Raw genomic sequence first — 16,074 nt, 5'->3', positions numbered from 1 at the left:
CAAGTTTTATAATCCTAATATTTTCTTTAATAATTCTTTATCGATATCAGCTCCTGCAAAATCATCAAATCGTTTTTGTGTAGCCTCTATAATATGGCTTGCGATAAATGGAGCACCTTCTCTAGCTCCTTGCTCTGGGCTTTTTACACAACATTCCCATTCCATAACAGCCCAAACATCACAACCATATTCGGTCAATTTTGTAAAGATAGTTTTAAAATCTATTTGTCCATCACCTGGAGAACGGTAACGCCCTGCCCTGTCTTGCCAGTCACTATAGCCTCCAAAAGTCCCTCGTTTTCCATCGGGTTTGAATTCAGAATCTTTTACGTGAAAAGCCTTTATAAAGGAATGGTAATGATCTATATATTCTATATAATCTAATTGTTGCAATACAAAATGGCTTGGATCATAAAGTATATTAACACGCTTATGATTATGAGTAGCTTCTAAAAAACGTTCAAAGGTAACACCGTCGTGTAAATCTTCTCCAGGGTGGATTTCATACGCAACATCAACCCCATTTTCATCATACTCATTTAATAGTGGAAGCCATCTATTTGCGAGCTCTTCAAATCCTAATTCTACCAATCCTGCGGGACGTTGTGGCCATGGGTGCATGGTATGCCATAGTAGAGAACCGCTAAAAGTAGCACTTACATTCAATCCTAAATGCTTACTTGCTCGTGCAGCACTTATCATTTGTTGGCGTGCCCATTCTGTACGTTTTTTAGGATTGTTTTTGCAATCATCTGGGGCAAAATTATCAAACATCAAGTCGTATGCCGGATGTACCGCCACAAGTTGTCCTTGTAAGTGTGTAGAAAGCTCTGTGATTTCAAGGCCATAATCATTGATTTTCCCTTTCAGTTCATCACAATACGTTTTGCTTTCTCCTGCTTTGGTTAAATCTATCAATCTACTTTCCCAAGTTGGGATTTGGATTCCTTTATATCCTAAATCTGCTGCCCATTTACAAAGTCCGTCTAGTGAATTAAACGGTGCTTTATCATCCATAAATTGCGCTAAAAATACCGCTGGTCCTTTTATTGTTTTCATAGTATTCTTTTCATTCCTATTTCCGCGTAAGCAGAAATCTTTTATTTATTTTCCTTTATACGCTTTCGCGAAAGCGTATACTACATTTTTTTCATTCTTTCCCAAGCGTTAGGGTCTACCTCTGTCCAGTAGGCTTCATAAAAATCTCTTTTTTTACTATCGTTATCTTTAATTAACTGAGACAGTTTATTTATTATTTTCTTATTCTCTGAAGAACTCAACATATCTTCTCCTGAATTATTAAAAACCATCGCAGATGCATATACCGTATTTTTCTTTTCAGCGCCATAAGCAGCTATGTTATATTGTTCTATTTGTCCTGCAAATAGCATGCGATTGTTCCATATAAGAATTGGGTGTTTTTGACCCTGTACATAAATGGCCTTATCCCAAACTCCATAGGTATCATACAAACCTTTTTTTATTGCAAATGAAGTGTTTATACATTCAAATCTGGCTTCGGTGAGTTGCAAAGAATCCTTGGTAATTGATTTCGAAAATTGTACATATACAATTCTCTTAAAATCATTCTTATACGTTTTCGAACATGCTTTTTCTTCTTGTTTTGTGTTTGAAACAGAACATGCCACAAACAAAAAGATAATTCCGAAAACGTATATTAAAAATTTCATGCTTAAGATTCTAACGTCACCCAGACATTCCCATCACGATGAGACTGCACGGATTTTTCTATAAAATTCATTCCGCGTACGCCGTCTGTCATTCCTGGGAATTCACCTTCATGGAATTTTTCTCCACGTATGGCTTTTGCAACACCTTTATAGATATTACCCATCGCATCAAATATCCCTTCTGGATGCCCAGGAGGAAGCTTGGTTCCATCTAATGAGAACTCACTATTATAACCATGCCCAGGTTTTAAAACACGTAAGGGTTGTCCTTCTTCCAGTAAATACAAGTAATTAGGATTTTCTTGCTCCCATTTTAATGCTGCTTTTTTACCATAAATCGCAACTGTAAAGTTGTTTTCTTCTCCAGTAGCAATCTGACTTGATCGAAGTACTCCTTTAGTATATTCTCCTAAACGGAGTAATACAGTACCATCAATATCCATTTGATTATCGGCATATAGATGATTTAAATCTGCAAGAATGGATTGTACCTTCTGACCCGTCACATATTCTAACATTTGATAGGCATGTACCCCTATATCTCCCATACAACAGCTTATTCCTGATTTTTCAGGATTTAAACGCCATGTCGTAGCGCGTTGCTCTTGGTCGTGTATTAATGGATTGATCCACCCTTGATAATATTGTGCATCTACTTTTTGAACAGCACCTATCTCTCCATTGGCAATCATTTGTTTCATTTGACGCACCATCGGATATCCCGTATAGGTGTGTGTCAACCCAAAGATATTTTCATTTTTTTGTTGAATTTTCTGTAGCTCCAATGCTTCTTCATAGGTCATGGTCATTGGTTTTTCACAAATCACATGAAATCCAGCTTCCAATAGCTGTTTTGCCATTGGGAAGTGTAGAAAGTTAGGTGTTAATATTGAAAATACTTGAATACGATCTTCTTCAGGACGTGCTAGTTCTGCAGCAATCATATCATCTAGATTGGCATGAATACGATCTGTAGAGATCCCTATTTGTTTCGCGAAAGCGAGACTTACATGTACATCAGGATTAAAAACAGCGCCTGTAAGTTGATAGGCATCAAACATACTGGCTGCCACACGATGTAGCACACCTATCAAGCTGTCACCCCCGCCACCTAAGACGCCCCATTTTATTTTATTACTCATAGTCTATTTATTCTGTGTATTCTATTTTTTCATTTTTAAATGCTAAGGCAAAAATTACAAATACGGCCGCCGCAAAAATCGCTGGGAAAATCCATATTGAATTCCAATCATGACCTTCTCCTACAATATTAGCATCTGTTATCCTTCCTGCAACATAAAACCCAACAAGCATTCCTACTCCATAGGTTGCAAGTGTGATTAATCCTTGTGCTGCGCTTTTAATTTTTTCTCCAGCTTTACTATCTGTATAAATCTGTCCTGACACAAAAAAGAAATCATAACAAATTCCGTGTAACACAATTCCAGTTATAACCATAAAGAATAAATCTCCTGTATTTCCATATGCAAATAAAAGATAGCGAAGAGTCCAAGCCAGCATTCCTACTAAAATGGTCTTCTTAAAACCATATTTTTTAAAGAAAAATGGTAGTAACAGCATAAATACAACTTCAGATACTTGACCAATAGATGCTAATGCTGTAGAATTTTCAACTCCAGATTCTGTTAAGAAAGGGCTTAAATTCTGATAATAAAAAGCCAGTGGGATACATATTAATACTGAAGAAAGAAAAAATACTAGAAAGTTTCTATCTTTTAATAGTTTCAATGCATCTAATCCTAAAATATCTGAAACACTTACTTTTTCTCCTTTTCCACTAGGAGGAGTTTTAGGTAATGTAAAACTAAAAATACCTAGCAAAGCAGACGCAATAGCAGTCATTAAAAATGTGTTTGCTAATAATCCGTTTCCAATACTCTCTGCAGAATCCCATTTGAAAGCAAAACTAATTAATAGTCCTGCAACAATCCATCCTATAGTTCCCCATACACGAATGAATGGAAAGTCTTTTGATGGATCTGTCATTTGGTTAAAGGATACAGAATTTACTAAGGCTAATGTTGGCATATAGGCAATCATGTATCCTAATACGTATGGATAAAACACATTAAAATCTGTTGTCTGCGACATTTGATACATTAGTACAGCTCCAATAAGGTGTAATACTGCTAGAATTTTTTCTGCGTTAAAAAAACGATCTGCAATCAATCCTATAATAAAAGGGGCTATGATAGCTCCCCATGATTGTGTTGAATAAGCCATTCCTGTTTCTGCTCCAGAGGCAGATAAGTTATTACCTAAAAAAGTTCCCATGGTTACAAACCATCCTCCCCAAATAAAGAACTCAAGGAACATCATAATGGATAACTGTACTCTAGTTGATGCTTTCATAATATATTATTTAAGGTTATTGATTGATTTTTCAACCAATGCTTTGGTTAATTTAACGCCTTCTTTAGGATCTTCAAGAGGTCCTTCATATTCTGTTCCTATATAATCACGGAAACGATCTGTTTTAAAATCATTTACGATTTGTATAAGTTTTTGGTAATCTAGTTTTGTTTCATCCCCATTTTCATCAAAGTTATAGGATTTTGCACTTGCACCAACCGCAAATTCCATAAGCTCTTGAGTACCTTTATACGTATCATACTCTTCTACACACGGTGCTCCCCAGCGTTCTCCTCCTTCACGTTTCACACAAAAGTTTCCAAAATCAGGAAGTGTTCCTACGGTTTCCATATTCACTTCTTTCATAACTGCAACAAGTTTAGAAGCATCGCTAGACCATCCACCATGATTCTCAATAATAATATTAACACCTATTTCTTTACCGTAGGCTCCTAACTCTTTAAGTGAGGCAACTGATAATGCATGCCATTTTACAGGATCTAATTCACCAAAAAGATTGGCTCTTACCGAGTGTGCTCCCATAAGATTTGCTGCATCCATCCAAATTTTATGATTTTCGATAGCTTCTTTCAGTTTCTCTGGATCAGGATCTGCTAGCTCTCCAGCATGATCTACCATAATAAGTACGTTATCCATTTCGGCTTGTTTACTTATTTCATGAAGTTTACTGGCTAGGGTCATTACACGTTCTTTATAATTATCTCCAGTCTCAAGTACAGATGGATATAATTGTGTCACATACTCTACTCCTGTAAACCCTAAATCTTTTGCTATATGAGCAAAATCCATAGGATCCATACTTCCGTCTCGGAATGGTTTATTTAATGACCATTGTGCTAAAGAATGTTTGAAATCATTGTTTTTTGTCACAACTTCTGTTTTTGGTTCTTCTTTTTGCGTGTTTTCATCCTCTTTTTTTGCATCATTTTTACAAGAAATAAAGACAAATACGCATACTAATGCAATCGTAAAATAATTTTTCATGGAGTTCTAATTAATTAATGCCGTACTATAACGTTTTCGCTCGCGATCAACTGTTAAATCTACGGTTTGACTAAGTTAGTCTTTTTTTAAAATTGACAAAAAACAACTTAAAATTTATATATTTGGTAAAATAGATCACAATATTTTTTCATAAACATATATTATAGTGAATACAGTTACAGAAAACGAAATGTACGACGCGATTGTCGTAGGTTCAGGAATCAGTGGTGGATGGGCTGCTAAAGAACTATGCGAAAACGGTTTAAAAACGCTCGTTCTTGAACGAGGTCGAATGGTTAAGCATATTGAAGATTACCCAACAATGCATGTAGATCCATGGGACTCTAAATTTAAAGGAGAAAACACTGCCGAAATTAATGCTCGTTACGAGAAACAATCTCGTACAGGATATGTTCATAAAGCTGAACGTCGTCACTTTTTTGTAGATGATATAGATCATCCTTATAATGAAACAAAACGTTTTGACTGGATACGTGGGTATCACGTAGGAGGTCGTTCTATTATGTGGGGAAGACAAAGTTATCGCTTATCTGACATTGACTTTGAAGCAAATAAAAAAGAAGGAATCGCTGTAGACTGGCCTGTACGTTATAAAGATATTGCACCTTGGTATGATAAAGTAGAAGAATATATTTCTGTTTCTGGGGAAAGCTTAGGGTTGGAAGTCTTACCTGATGGTAAATTCTCTCCTCCTATGGAATTGAACTGTGTAGAAGAAGTGCTCAAAAAGAATATGGCAGAAAGCTATAAAGATGGTCGCTTACTTACTATAGGTCGTGTTGCACATATTACAGGTAACAAGACATATGACGGTCGTTCGGCTTGTCAATTTAGAAATAGATGCATGAGAGGATGTCCGTTTGGAGGTTATTTTTCAAGTAACTCATCTACACTTCCTGCTGCCGAGCGTACTGGAAATATGACACTTCGTCCATATTCTATTGTAACCGAAGTGATGTATGATGAAAAAACTGGAAAAGCAACAGGCGTTAAAGTGACTGACCAAGAGACTATGGAAAAGCTAGAATTTAAAGCTAAAGTAGTTTTCTTGTGTGCATCGGCTATTGCAAGTGCTAGTATTTTAATGCAATCTAAGAGTGATCGTTTTCCTAATGGAATGGGTAATGACTCTGGAGAACTTGGACATAATTTAATGGATCACCACTTCAAAGCAGGAGCTACTGGAAAATGGGATGGTGATAAAGACAAATATTATAAAGGACGTCGTCCTAATGGAATATACATTCCTCGTTTTAGAAATTTAGGAGGTGAGACAGATCAACCTAATTTTAAGAGAGGATATGGATATCAAGGAGGTGCTGGACGAGGAGATTATCAACCTCAAATTGCAGAAGCAGGATATGGAGCAGGCCTTAAAAAAGTAATTCAAGAACCAGGTGGTTGGACTATGGGATTAATGGGCTTTGGTGAATGTCTTCCATACCACGAAAATAAAATGACCTTAGATTATGATGATCTTGATAAATGGGGATTACCTAAGGTAAACTTTGATGCAGAGTGGAAAGAAAATGAGTGGGAAATGCGTAAGGATATGATTGCAAGTGCAAAAGACATGCTTGAAAAAGCTGGATTTACAGATATTCAACCAATGGATGACCCAAGTGCTCCTGGAAATGGAATTCATGAGATGGGAACTGCTCGTATGGGTCGTGATCCTAAAACTTCTGTATGTAATGGAAATAACCAACTACATGCAGTCCCTAATGTTTACGTAACTGATGGTGCGTTTATGACCTCAGCAAGTTGTGTAAACCCTTCACTTACGTATATGGCATTTACCGCACGCGCTGCAAATCACGCTGCTGCCCAATTAAAAAAAGAAGCATAAGATGAATAGAAGACAAGTACTTAAAAATTTAGGGTTAGGAGCCACAGCACTTGTAGCTACACCTGCGATAATGAGCTTATTACAAAGCTGTACAAATGAACCTGAGTTTATTCCAAACTTTTTAACAAAAGGAGAAGGACACGCACTACGTCGTATTGTAGATCTTATCATTCCATCTGATGCTGCTATTCCTGGAGCTGTAGATGTAGGTGTACATCAGTTTATAGATAATTTCTGGAATGAAGCAATTCCAGAAGAAGGAAAAGCACAAGTACGTATGGGATTCAAAGGCCTCGCTGAAGAGTTTAAAAAAACATTTTCAAAAGAATTAGAAGCTGGGAAATCTGAAGAATTTGATCAATTATTAGGAAAATATCTTGCCGTAGATAAAGAAGAGCAAAAAGCATTTAACAAACGTTTTGGAGAGTTTTATCAAGGGTTTGTAAAAGATCCAAGTACTAAGCTAGATAGTGATCTCGCCTGTAATCAATTATTTGGGCAATTAAGAGGAATGACTATCTGGGGATGGAAAAACTCTGAAGAAATTGGAGAAAAAGTCTTGAAATATGAACCTATTCCTGGGCAACAAGTTGGGTGTCTTCCTGTAAGCGAAGCTACTGGAGGAAAGGCATATTCTTTATAATTAATTCCCGCGTAGGCGGGAATCTCAGACATATAACTAAGTAATAGCGATGACGGTATAAGATATCCGCCTTCGCGGATATGAAACCACATTATGAAACGAAGAAAGTTTATTCAAAAAGGAGCCCTCACAGGTTCCTTTTTGTCTTTAGGCGGATTAGGAATCCATGCTATGGCAACAACTGAGCATAATTCCGCTTTCGCGAAAGCGGACACAGCATCACACAATTTCAATTTAAAATATGCACCACATATAGGCATGTTTAAAAACCATGCTGGTGAAGATCCTGTTGCGCAATTAGAATTTATGGCCGCACAAGGGTTTACTGCTTTTGAAGATAATGAAATGCGTAATCGTCCTATAGCACAACAAGAAGCCATGGCAAAAACCATGGCAAAACATGGTATGACTATGGGTGTTTTTGTAGCACATAAAATCTATTGGACAGAACCTAATCTTGCCAGTGGTAAACAAGCGTGGCGTGATGAGTTTCTAGCTGATATTAAAAGTTCTATCGATGTTGCCAAGCGTGTAAAAGCAAAATGGATGACTGTTGTACCGGGTCATATAGACTTACGCCAGAATATGGCATATCAAACTGCTCACGTAATTGAAACACTCAAACAAGCCAGTGCTATCCTTGAACCACACGGTATTACGATGGTATTAGAGCCTTTGAATTTTAGAAATCATCCTGGGCTTTTCTTATCAGAGTCTCCGCAAGCGTATCAGATATGTAAGGCAGTAAATAGTCCTTCGTGTAAAATACTCTTTGATATTTATCATCAACAAATTCAAGAAGGAAACTTGATTCCGAATATTGAAAAATGTTGGGATGAAATCGCGTATTTCCAAATAGGTGATAATCCTGGACGTAATGAACCTACCTCCGGAGAAATTAACTATAAAAATGTATTTAAATACATTCATAGTAAAGGCTTTAATGGTGTATTGGGTATGGAGCATGGAAATTCTATAGATGGTACAACTGGAGAGCAACGTGTGATCGACGCATATAAAGAGTGTGATCAGTTTTTATAAACACAAATTCCTCTCAATACAAAAAGCGCTGTTATTTTAAAATAACAGCGCTTTTTGCATGAAACTTAACACTCATTATAGATGAAGCAAAAATCAATAACGTTAAACAAAATAAACATCATACGCAATCGATTTCGTAAATGTTGATGTATTTTTAATTAAAAACGTGTATTTCGTCGAAAAATACTACAGTTGTTAATTTTTTTAACAATTATTCCTATATATTGTTTAACTATTAACAACAAAATCAAAATATTTATTATGAAGATTAATTTTTTTAAGTACACAATGTTAACAGCATTAGGTGTAGCAGTAATTAGTTGTCAACCAGACAGTGAAGATGGTGCAGTAACCGATAGTGCTTCTTTAGAAGTTCAAGTACAAGTAGAAACTGTTACTGGTGATAATGTAACACCTATAGAAGGACGTTATATAATCACTTATAACGATATCAATAACCGAATGCCTTCATTAAAAAAAGCAACTTCAATACAGGATTACAAAACGCAAATTAATTCTAAAAAGGACATTTTTATTAGTGAGTTTTCTAAAATTGGACTTACTGAACAAAACATTAAAGCTACTTACGGATATACTTTTAATGGGTTTGCAGCAGAATTATCTGATGTACAACTTAACGAGTTAAGAAAAGATCCTCGTGTGGCTAGTATTGAGCAAGACTTTACTATCAAAATGGGTAAACCAGGAAATGGAAATGGTGGCGGTGGTGACCCAGCGCAAGTAACTCCTTATGGTACAACAAGAGTAGGCGGTGGTACAACTGCTTCTTCTAACACTGCTTGGGTAATTGATAGTGGTATTGATTTAACACACCCAGATTTAAATGTTGATACTGGACGTAGTATTTCTTTTCTTTCTGGATCTCCTAATAACCAATCTCCTAATGATCAAAATGGTCATGGTACACATGTAGCTGGAACAATAGCAGCTATCGATAACGCAATAGGATCTGTAGGAGTTGCTCCAGGAACTACTGTAGTTGCTGTAAGAGTATTAGATAGAAGAGGAAGCGGTTCTAACTCTGGTGTAATTGCAGGTGTAGATTACGTAGCTGCAAATGGAGCTAATGGAGATGTAGCAAATATGAGTTTAGGTGGTGGTGTTTCTACAGCACTTGATAATGCTGTGATTTCGGCAGCTTCAACAGGTGTGAAGTTTGTACTTGCTGCTGGTAATGAATCTCAAGACGCTAATAATTCTTCTCCTGCAAGAGCTAATGGAAACAATGTATATACGATCTCTGCAATGGATATCAATGATAACTTTGCTAATTTCTCAAACTTTGGATCTCCTGTAGATTATGCAGCTCCAGGTGTTGCTGTATTTTCAACTTGGAAAAGTGGAGGATATAATACTATAAGTGGTACATCAATGGCTGCTCCACATGCCGCTGGTGTTCTTTTATTGAGTAATGGTTCTACTGATGGTTTTGTAAACAATGATCCTGATGGAAATCCTGATCCAATCATTCACCTATAAGGTATTATACTAATAAACTAATAGAGCGGTTATCTTCATAAAGATAACCGCTCTTCTTTTTATGAGTATTTCGTAAAGATTATTCTACAATAAACTTTCCTTTCATAAGACCCGAATGTCCTGGAAAGCTACAGATAAAATCATAGGTTCCGGCAGCAGGTGCTGTAAATGTAACCGTAGTCGTTTGTCCTCCACCTATCATTTTTGTATGAGCAATCACATCTTTTCCTCCATCAGGAATCCAATCTGATCCTTGTCCTGCAGAAGCAGCACTAGCAGAAAACGCAGGAATTTCAGTCCCTGATTTTAACAGTACAAAATTATGCCCCATCACCTTCACATCTATCTTTCCTGTATGGCGTAATGTAAGTGTTACTTCTTGACCTGCTTTTACCTTAAATTCTTTTTTGTCAAATTGCATAAGGTCATTTCCTGAAAGCGCAAGATTTACTTTAGAGTCATCTTTTTTCTTTTCAGTTTTAGCACCACCTATTTTTACTTTTTCTTTCTTTTCTTCTTTTGTATCACCACCACAACTCACCAACAGCCCTATAAGAGCAAATGCCATTAAAATTCTTGTCATTTTCATTTTTTAGTCGTTTTATTGGCACCGCCAAAGGGTTTAATATCCAAAAGCTTGCCTATAAATTAGAATTCAGTTTTGTATAAATATCTCGGGAGCTTGTCTCGAGGGAACTTATTTTAGAACGTCGAAGATACTAAACTTCCTTATTTTACGGGGTTTTTTCTTCAAAAAAGTCTAGTGTACGCTGCTCACTATAGTAAAATTCACCTCGTTTATAAAATCCTACATGGCCTCCATGATCTGGAGTTTCTAAAAATAGATCATTGGAAGAAGTGGCATGCTCATACGGATAACAATCTCCGTGTAAAAAAGAGTCGTTTTTTGCATTCAAAATTAATGTAGGTAATTCAATTTCAGGAAGTAACTCAAAACTACTTGCTTTCTCATAATAATCCAATGCATTTTTAAAACCATGAGCTGGTGCCGTGTATACATCATCAAAATCTTTGAGGGTTTTTATAGTTGCATATACCTCTGAAGTCATGAGTTCTGGGTATTTTACCATTTTCTTTCTATATTTTCCTCTTAAATCTACAAGAAAAGAGGTGCGATACACCCAATTTTCGCTATAATTTAATTGTTCAAGAGATGCTTTCAAATCAGCTGGTACACCTACAGTAGCTATTGCTTTTACTTGAGACGGTATCCCTTTCTTTTCTCCAGCATATTTAAGGAGTGCATTTCCTCCAAGGCTCACTCCATATAGAAAAATCTCATTATAGAGATCTTTTTCTGCAATCATTTGTATAATAAAGCGCATATCGTCTGTCTCTCCACTATGATAGGAACGATACAATAGGTTATCACTGCCACTGCATCCTCTAAAATTTACGGCAGCAACATCATATCCATTTCGGATCAATAATTTTGCCATGGCAAGCATGTAGGTGCGTTGCGCATTTCCTTCTAACCCATGAAATAGTAAGGCCACTTTCTGAGTACGCTTTCGCGAAAGCGTATACGACCAATCTATATCTACAAAATCCCCATCTGGCAATGTAACACGCTCACGTTCTTGATGCACTCCCTTTACTTGCCGAATTTTAGCAGAGTAAATGGTAGAAAAGTGTGTGTTTTTAAAGAGTCCGTTTGCACGAAACTCAGACATTACTAAAGGCATTGATTGAGTATAAGTGATTTTCTACAAGACGATAAAAATACACATTTGATACACAGAAATCAAAGCATTTATAAAGCCGCTTATAAAACATTGAAATCATAAATTTTTCTAAAAATTCATTTTGTACCAATCGTTTCAATTATATTTGTACCAATCATTTCAAATAAAAATGCCAAGAGTCGAAGTTTTTGATAGAGTTCAAGTGTTAGAAAAAGTAAAACACTTATTTTGGGACAAAGGTTTCAATGGGACATCTATGCAAGATCTTGTAGATGTTACTGGACTTAACAGAAGCAGCATTTATAATTCTTTTGGAAATAAAAAAGCACTTTATGAATTGGTTTTAAAACAATATCAAGAAGAAGGGAAAGCGCTTTTTGAAACGGCATTATCACAAACTGAAAATGCTTTTGAGGGAATCGGTCTTGTATTTGATAACATGATTCAGGCTATTTTACAAGACGTAGAAGGCAAAGGGTGCTTTAATATGAATTGCACAACAGAATTATCTCGTGCTGATATAAGTATAAGAGGATTTTTGACGTCTAGACAAGAATATACTATCTCCATTTTTAAGGATTTAATAGATAAAGGTCAAGAACAAGGTGTGATTAATAAAGATGACTCTTCAAATAATTATGCGTATTATTTATTTAGTGCTTTTCAGGGGTTAAGAATGACAGGTATGCTAACACGTGATGAGCAAAAACTAAAAAAAATAGTAGCAAACACATTAAAAATATTAAACTAAATTTTTTTGAATCTTTTTGGAACGATTGTTTCAAATAAAAATATATACAATGAAAACACTATTAAGAATAGACGGTAGCCCTAGAAAAGAAACTTCGATTAGTCGCCAACTTGCCACTACCCTTCAGGAGCATCTTCAACGAGAAGGAGATATCGTTTTACATAGAGATGTATATTATGATGACCTCGTACAGTTAGGAAACCAAGATCAGGTAGATGCATTCTTTACTCCTGAAAATCAACAAACAGAAGCGCAAAAAGCTGCTGTATACAATTCAAATGTACTTGCTCAAGAATTTGCAAATGCAGACACCTATATTATTACATCACCTATGTATAATTTTTCGGTAACCGCAGGACTTAAAACCTACATAGATTCTATATCTAGAGCTGGTATTAGCTTTCAATACACAGAAAATGGTCCTATAGGTTTACTTAAAGACAAAAAAGCATATGTGATTATAACAACGGGAGGCACAAAATTAAAATCTCCTGTAGATCACGTGACCACCTACCTTACCACTTTTTTAAACTTTTTAGGTATCACAGATATCACATTTATACCTGCCGATGAAGTAGTGGCAAATCAAGATCTAGCTATTTCAAACGCAAAAGAATTAATCTCAACATTTTAAACAATCAAAAATTAAATACTATGAAAAAATTAGAAAATAAAGTTGCTGTAATTACTGGAGGTAATTCAGGAATAGGATTTGCAACAGTACAACGTTTTTTAGAAGAAGGAGCAAAAGTTGTTTTTTCAGGAAGAAGACAAGAAGCATTAGATGAGGCTTCTTCATTATTAGAAGGTGATTTTAAAGCCGTACTTTCAGATCAATCTAATCCTGCAGATAGCAAACGTCTTATCGAAGAAGCAGTAAATACTTATGGGAAAATTGATGTGCTTTTTGCAAATGCAGGTGTCGCTCAATTTGCTCCCTCTGATCAAATTACTGAAGACTTTTTTGACAATCAATTTAATACAAACATTAAAGGCCCTGCTTTTCTTGTAAAAGAGGCAATTCCTAATCTTAATGATGGAGCTAGTATCATTTTTAACACCTCTATTGTTCATCAAAAAGGATTTGAAGGTGCTGGAGTTTATAGTGCAACAAAAGGTGCCTTACGATCCTATGCACGTGTTTTGACAAGCGAACTTGCTTCTAGAGGGATTCGTGTGAATAGTATTGCTCCTGGACCTATAGGAACACCTATTTACAATAAAATGGAAGGTATGACAGAAGAACAAGTACAAGAAATGGGCGCTAGTTTTGCTCAAGGCGTTCCTCTTAAACGTTTTGGAGAAGCAAGAGAAATTGCCGGTGCAGCAGCTTTCTTAGCAAGCAATGATGCTAGTTATGTAAATGGTGTTGAAATTGAAATTGATGGAGGAATGAGTCAAATCTAATATTGATCATTATAAAATCTATACCCCCTTTTTTAGGGGGTTTTTTATTTAAATACTTCTCAAAAATAAAAATATTGCATATATAGATACCAATCGGTATCTTTGTGTATGCGAAATCCTGAAGCTACAAAAGAACTTATTATATTAAAAAGCGCCGATCTCTTTAATACACAAGGATATAAAGCCACTTCCCTATCTGATATAACGAAAGCTACAGGATTTACAAAAGGAGCTATTTATCGTCATTTTGAAAACAAAGAAGACTTAGAACGGCAAGCTTTACATAGCCTTTCTAAACGTATGTTTAAAGAGATAAGTACTTCTATAAAAGCCGCCACCAATTTCCAGGAAAAAATGGAAGCTATTTTCATTTTCTTTGAAGGTTATATGGAAACACCTTTGTATCAAGGAGGCTGTCCTTTACTAAATGCCGCTATAGAATCTGATGATGCAAATCCCATTATAAAGGAACAAGCATTAGTAATGTTGTCTCGCTTAAAGGAGTCTATGCATATTTTATTCCAAAATGGGATTAAAAACAACCAAATAAAATCAACAATAGCTATAGATTATTATATAACTATTTTTATTGCAATACTAGAAGGAGGTATTATGATGAGTAGGTTAGAAAATAATAAAACAGCTATTACACATGCCATTAATCATTTAAGAAATCTTGTAAAAGAAATCGTAATCTAAAAAAAAATTTAACCTTATAGATACCGATTGGTATCATAAATAAATCGTTATGGAAAAATTAGTATTAAAGTGTATCGGTTTTTACATTAATGCCACTACTATATTCACAAAGTATAATCAAGAGCTTCAATTTAAGTTACTTTGTAAAGTAAAGAAACCTCCACTAAAGCCTGCTACAAAAGCTTTTTTTGAAAAAGGCACGACTATCCTATTACCAACTTCTAGGGGAACAAATGTGGCTTTACATCATTGGGGGACGGGAGATAAAAAACTACTATTCTTACATGGTTGGACGAGTAATAGCAAACAATGGCAACCATATGTAGAGCAGCTAGATTTACAAGAATATACCATCTATGCGTTAGATGCGCCCGCTCATGGCGCTTCTGAAGGAAATCATCTTAATGTAGAATTATATAGAGAAACCATTCAATCTGCAGTGTATCATATAGGGGAAGTAGATTGTGCCATTTGTCATTCTTTAGGGTCTCTATCTACGAGTTACCAATATTTATTAAATTCTAAAACGCCTATAGGTGCTTATGTCATCATGGGAACTCCTACAGGAATAGATGCTATTCTGCAATATTCCAAAGAAATGCTTTTTCTTTCAAAAAAGGCATTAAAAAATCTTCGTAATAAAATAGATACAGTCCTTAAAATTCCTTTTGAGGAAGTAACTTTGCAACGATTCTTTGAAAAGGTAGATGTTCCTTGTTTAGTCATTCACGAGGAGTCAGATAGTGTAACTCCCTTAGCACCTATTAAAGATGCAATTAAGCATTTACCGCACATAGGTCGAAAATATATTCAAGGTCAAAATCATATGTTGAAAGGCCAAGAAACTATAGATAGTATTAAAGAATTTTTAAAATATAAAACGGTAAATAATTATGTACTTTAAAGAGTTTGATATCCGATGGAGTGATATAGATGCAAATAGGCATCTAGCCAATAGTGCTTATGTAAATTTTATGAGTCACACCCGTATGGGTTTTATGATTGAAAATGGATTAAGCCAAAAAGAAATGGTCATTCATAACATTGGCCCTGTTGTATTTCATGAACAATTATTCTTTTTTAAAGAAGCCTTTCAAGGCAAACCTATTCGTGTAAGTTTTGAATTAGGAGGTAGTAGTCCAGATGGTATGTTTTTTAAGTTTGTACACAATTTTTACGACTACAAGGGACGTAATATAGCTCGTGGTACTATGCAAGGAGGATGGATAGATCTAACTACACGTAAATTATGTGGTCTCCCCGAGGCATTACTACCTATGTTAGAAAATGCTCCAAAAACACCAGATTATAAAGTATTAACCAAAGAAGATATGCGTGCACATGGACAAGCCCCTGTGCATTTGGAAGAATCGGTTTCATAAAAATAA

17 protein-coding genes are annotated in these 16,074 nt (G+C 35.6%); 10 read left to right on the top strand and 7 right to left on the bottom strand.

Annotated features, from left to right (window positions below):
- Window positions 1–6: 6 nt before the first annotated feature.
- The 5 genes from CHB80_RS05615 to CHB80_RS05595 all read right to left on the bottom strand — a co-directional run bounded on the left by CHB80_RS05615 (window position 7) and on the right by CHB80_RS05595 (window position 5,069).
- Window positions 7–1,059 carry a sugar phosphate isomerase/epimerase family protein gene (locus CHB80_RS05615; RefSeq protein ID WP_089370431.1) on the bottom strand — a complete coding sequence of 351 codons (1,053 nt, stop codon included), beginning with the start codon at window positions 1,057–1,059 and terminating at the stop codon, window positions 7–9.
- Window positions 1,060–1,139: 80 nt separating this feature from the next.
- A complete protein-coding gene (locus CHB80_RS05610) occupies window positions 1,140–1,691 on the bottom strand; it encodes a hypothetical protein (RefSeq protein WP_089370430.1) in 552 nt (183 codons plus the stop codon).
- Between the two features lie 2 nt (window positions 1,692–1,693).
- A complete protein-coding gene (locus CHB80_RS05605; protein WP_089370429.1) occupies window positions 1,694–2,833 on the bottom strand; it encodes a Gfo/Idh/MocA family protein in 1,140 nt (379 codons plus the stop codon).
- A 7-nt stretch (window positions 2,834–2,840) separates the two neighbouring features.
- The gene (locus CHB80_RS05600) at window positions 2,841–4,064 is read right to left on the bottom strand and encodes a nucleoside permease (protein WP_089370428.1); all 1,224 of its coding nucleotides are present in this window, start codon (window positions 4,062–4,064) and stop codon (window positions 2,841–2,843) included.
- Between the two features lie 6 nt (window positions 4,065–4,070).
- A complete protein-coding gene (locus CHB80_RS05595; protein WP_089370427.1) occupies window positions 4,071–5,069 on the bottom strand; it encodes a sugar phosphate isomerase/epimerase family protein in 999 nt (332 codons plus the stop codon).
- A gap of 190 nt (window positions 5,070–5,259) precedes the next feature.
- On the opposite strand from CHB80_RS05595, the gene CHB80_RS05590 reads away from it, so the two are divergent.
- The 4 genes from CHB80_RS05590 to CHB80_RS05575 all read left to right on the top strand — a co-directional run bounded on the left by CHB80_RS05590 (window position 5,260) and on the right by CHB80_RS05575 (window position 10,123).
- Window positions 5,260–6,939 carry a GMC oxidoreductase gene (locus CHB80_RS05590; RefSeq protein WP_089370426.1) on the top strand — a complete coding sequence of 560 codons (1,680 nt, stop codon included), beginning with the start codon at window positions 5,260–5,262 and terminating at the stop codon, window positions 6,937–6,939.
- Between the two features lies 1 nt (window position 6,940).
- Window positions 6,941–7,582: a gluconate 2-dehydrogenase subunit 3 family protein gene (locus CHB80_RS05585; RefSeq protein ID WP_089370425.1), complete on the top strand. Its 642-nt coding sequence runs from the start codon at window positions 6,941–6,943 to the stop codon at window positions 7,580–7,582.
- A gap of 93 nt (window positions 7,583–7,675) precedes the next feature.
- Window positions 7,676–8,623, top strand: a complete 948-nt coding sequence (locus CHB80_RS05580) for a hydroxypyruvate isomerase family protein (protein ID WP_089370424.1) — start codon at window positions 7,676–7,678, stop codon at window positions 8,621–8,623.
- A 261-nt stretch (window positions 8,624–8,884) separates the two neighbouring features.
- A complete protein-coding gene (locus tag CHB80_RS05575; RefSeq protein ID WP_218823076.1) occupies window positions 8,885–10,123 on the top strand; it encodes a S8 family peptidase in 1,239 nt (412 codons plus the stop codon).
- Between the two features lie 79 nt (window positions 10,124–10,202).
- Here the strand turns inward: CHB80_RS05575 and azu are convergent, their stop codons facing one another.
- Window positions 10,203–10,712, bottom strand: coding sequence for an azurin (gene azu, locus CHB80_RS05570; RefSeq protein ID WP_179218090.1), 510 nt, complete (start codon window positions 10,710–10,712; stop codon window positions 10,203–10,205).
- A 145-nt stretch (window positions 10,713–10,857) separates the two neighbouring features.
- Window positions 10,858–11,817 (bottom strand): YheT family hydrolase, encoded by a 960-nt coding sequence (locus CHB80_RS05565; protein ID WP_229746899.1) that lies wholly within the window; start codon window positions 11,815–11,817, stop codon window positions 10,858–10,860.
- 181 nt (window positions 11,818–11,998) lie between these two features.
- On the opposite strand from CHB80_RS05565, the gene CHB80_RS05560 reads away from it, so the two are divergent.
- The 6 genes from CHB80_RS05560 (at window position 11,999) to CHB80_RS05535 (ending at window position 16,068) form a co-directional block, all read left to right on the top strand.
- The gene (locus CHB80_RS05560) at window positions 11,999–12,580 is read left to right on the top strand and encodes a TetR/AcrR family transcriptional regulator (protein WP_089370421.1); all 582 of its coding nucleotides are present in this window, start codon (window positions 11,999–12,001) and stop codon (window positions 12,578–12,580) included.
- Between the two features lie 49 nt (window positions 12,581–12,629).
- The gene (locus tag CHB80_RS05555) at window positions 12,630–13,214 is read left to right on the top strand and encodes an FMN-dependent NADH-azoreductase (protein WP_089370420.1); all 585 of its coding nucleotides are present in this window, start codon (window positions 12,630–12,632) and stop codon (window positions 13,212–13,214) included.
- A 20-nt stretch (window positions 13,215–13,234) separates the two neighbouring features.
- Entirely contained in the window at window positions 13,235–13,987 is a 753-nt protein-coding gene (locus CHB80_RS05550) for an SDR family oxidoreductase (RefSeq protein WP_089370419.1), read from the top strand.
- Between the two features lie 108 nt (window positions 13,988–14,095).
- A complete protein-coding gene (locus tag CHB80_RS05545) occupies window positions 14,096–14,686 on the top strand; it encodes a TetR/AcrR family transcriptional regulator (protein WP_089370418.1) in 591 nt (196 codons plus the stop codon).
- 49 nt (window positions 14,687–14,735) lie between these two features.
- Window positions 14,736–15,590, top strand: a complete 855-nt coding sequence (locus CHB80_RS05540; RefSeq protein ID WP_089370417.1) for an alpha/beta hydrolase — start codon at window positions 14,736–14,738, stop codon at window positions 15,588–15,590.
- Window positions 15,580–16,068 (top strand): acyl-CoA thioesterase, encoded by a 489-nt coding sequence (locus CHB80_RS05535; RefSeq protein ID WP_089370416.1) that lies wholly within the window; start codon window positions 15,580–15,582, stop codon window positions 16,066–16,068. The genes CHB80_RS05540 and CHB80_RS05535 overlap by 11 nt, the downstream gene beginning before the upstream one ends.
- The last annotated feature ends 6 nt before the right edge of the window (window positions 16,069–16,074 follow it).

Origin of the sequence: Dokdonia pacifica, assembly GCF_900188275.1 — a bacterium.
In the GTDB taxonomy this organism is placed as follows: domain Bacteria; phylum Bacteroidota; class Bacteroidia; order Flavobacteriales; family Flavobacteriaceae; genus Dokdonia; species Dokdonia pacifica.
The sequence above is the reverse complement of the archived record's forward strand: the minus strand, read 5'-3'. Positions and strand labels throughout refer to the sequence as shown.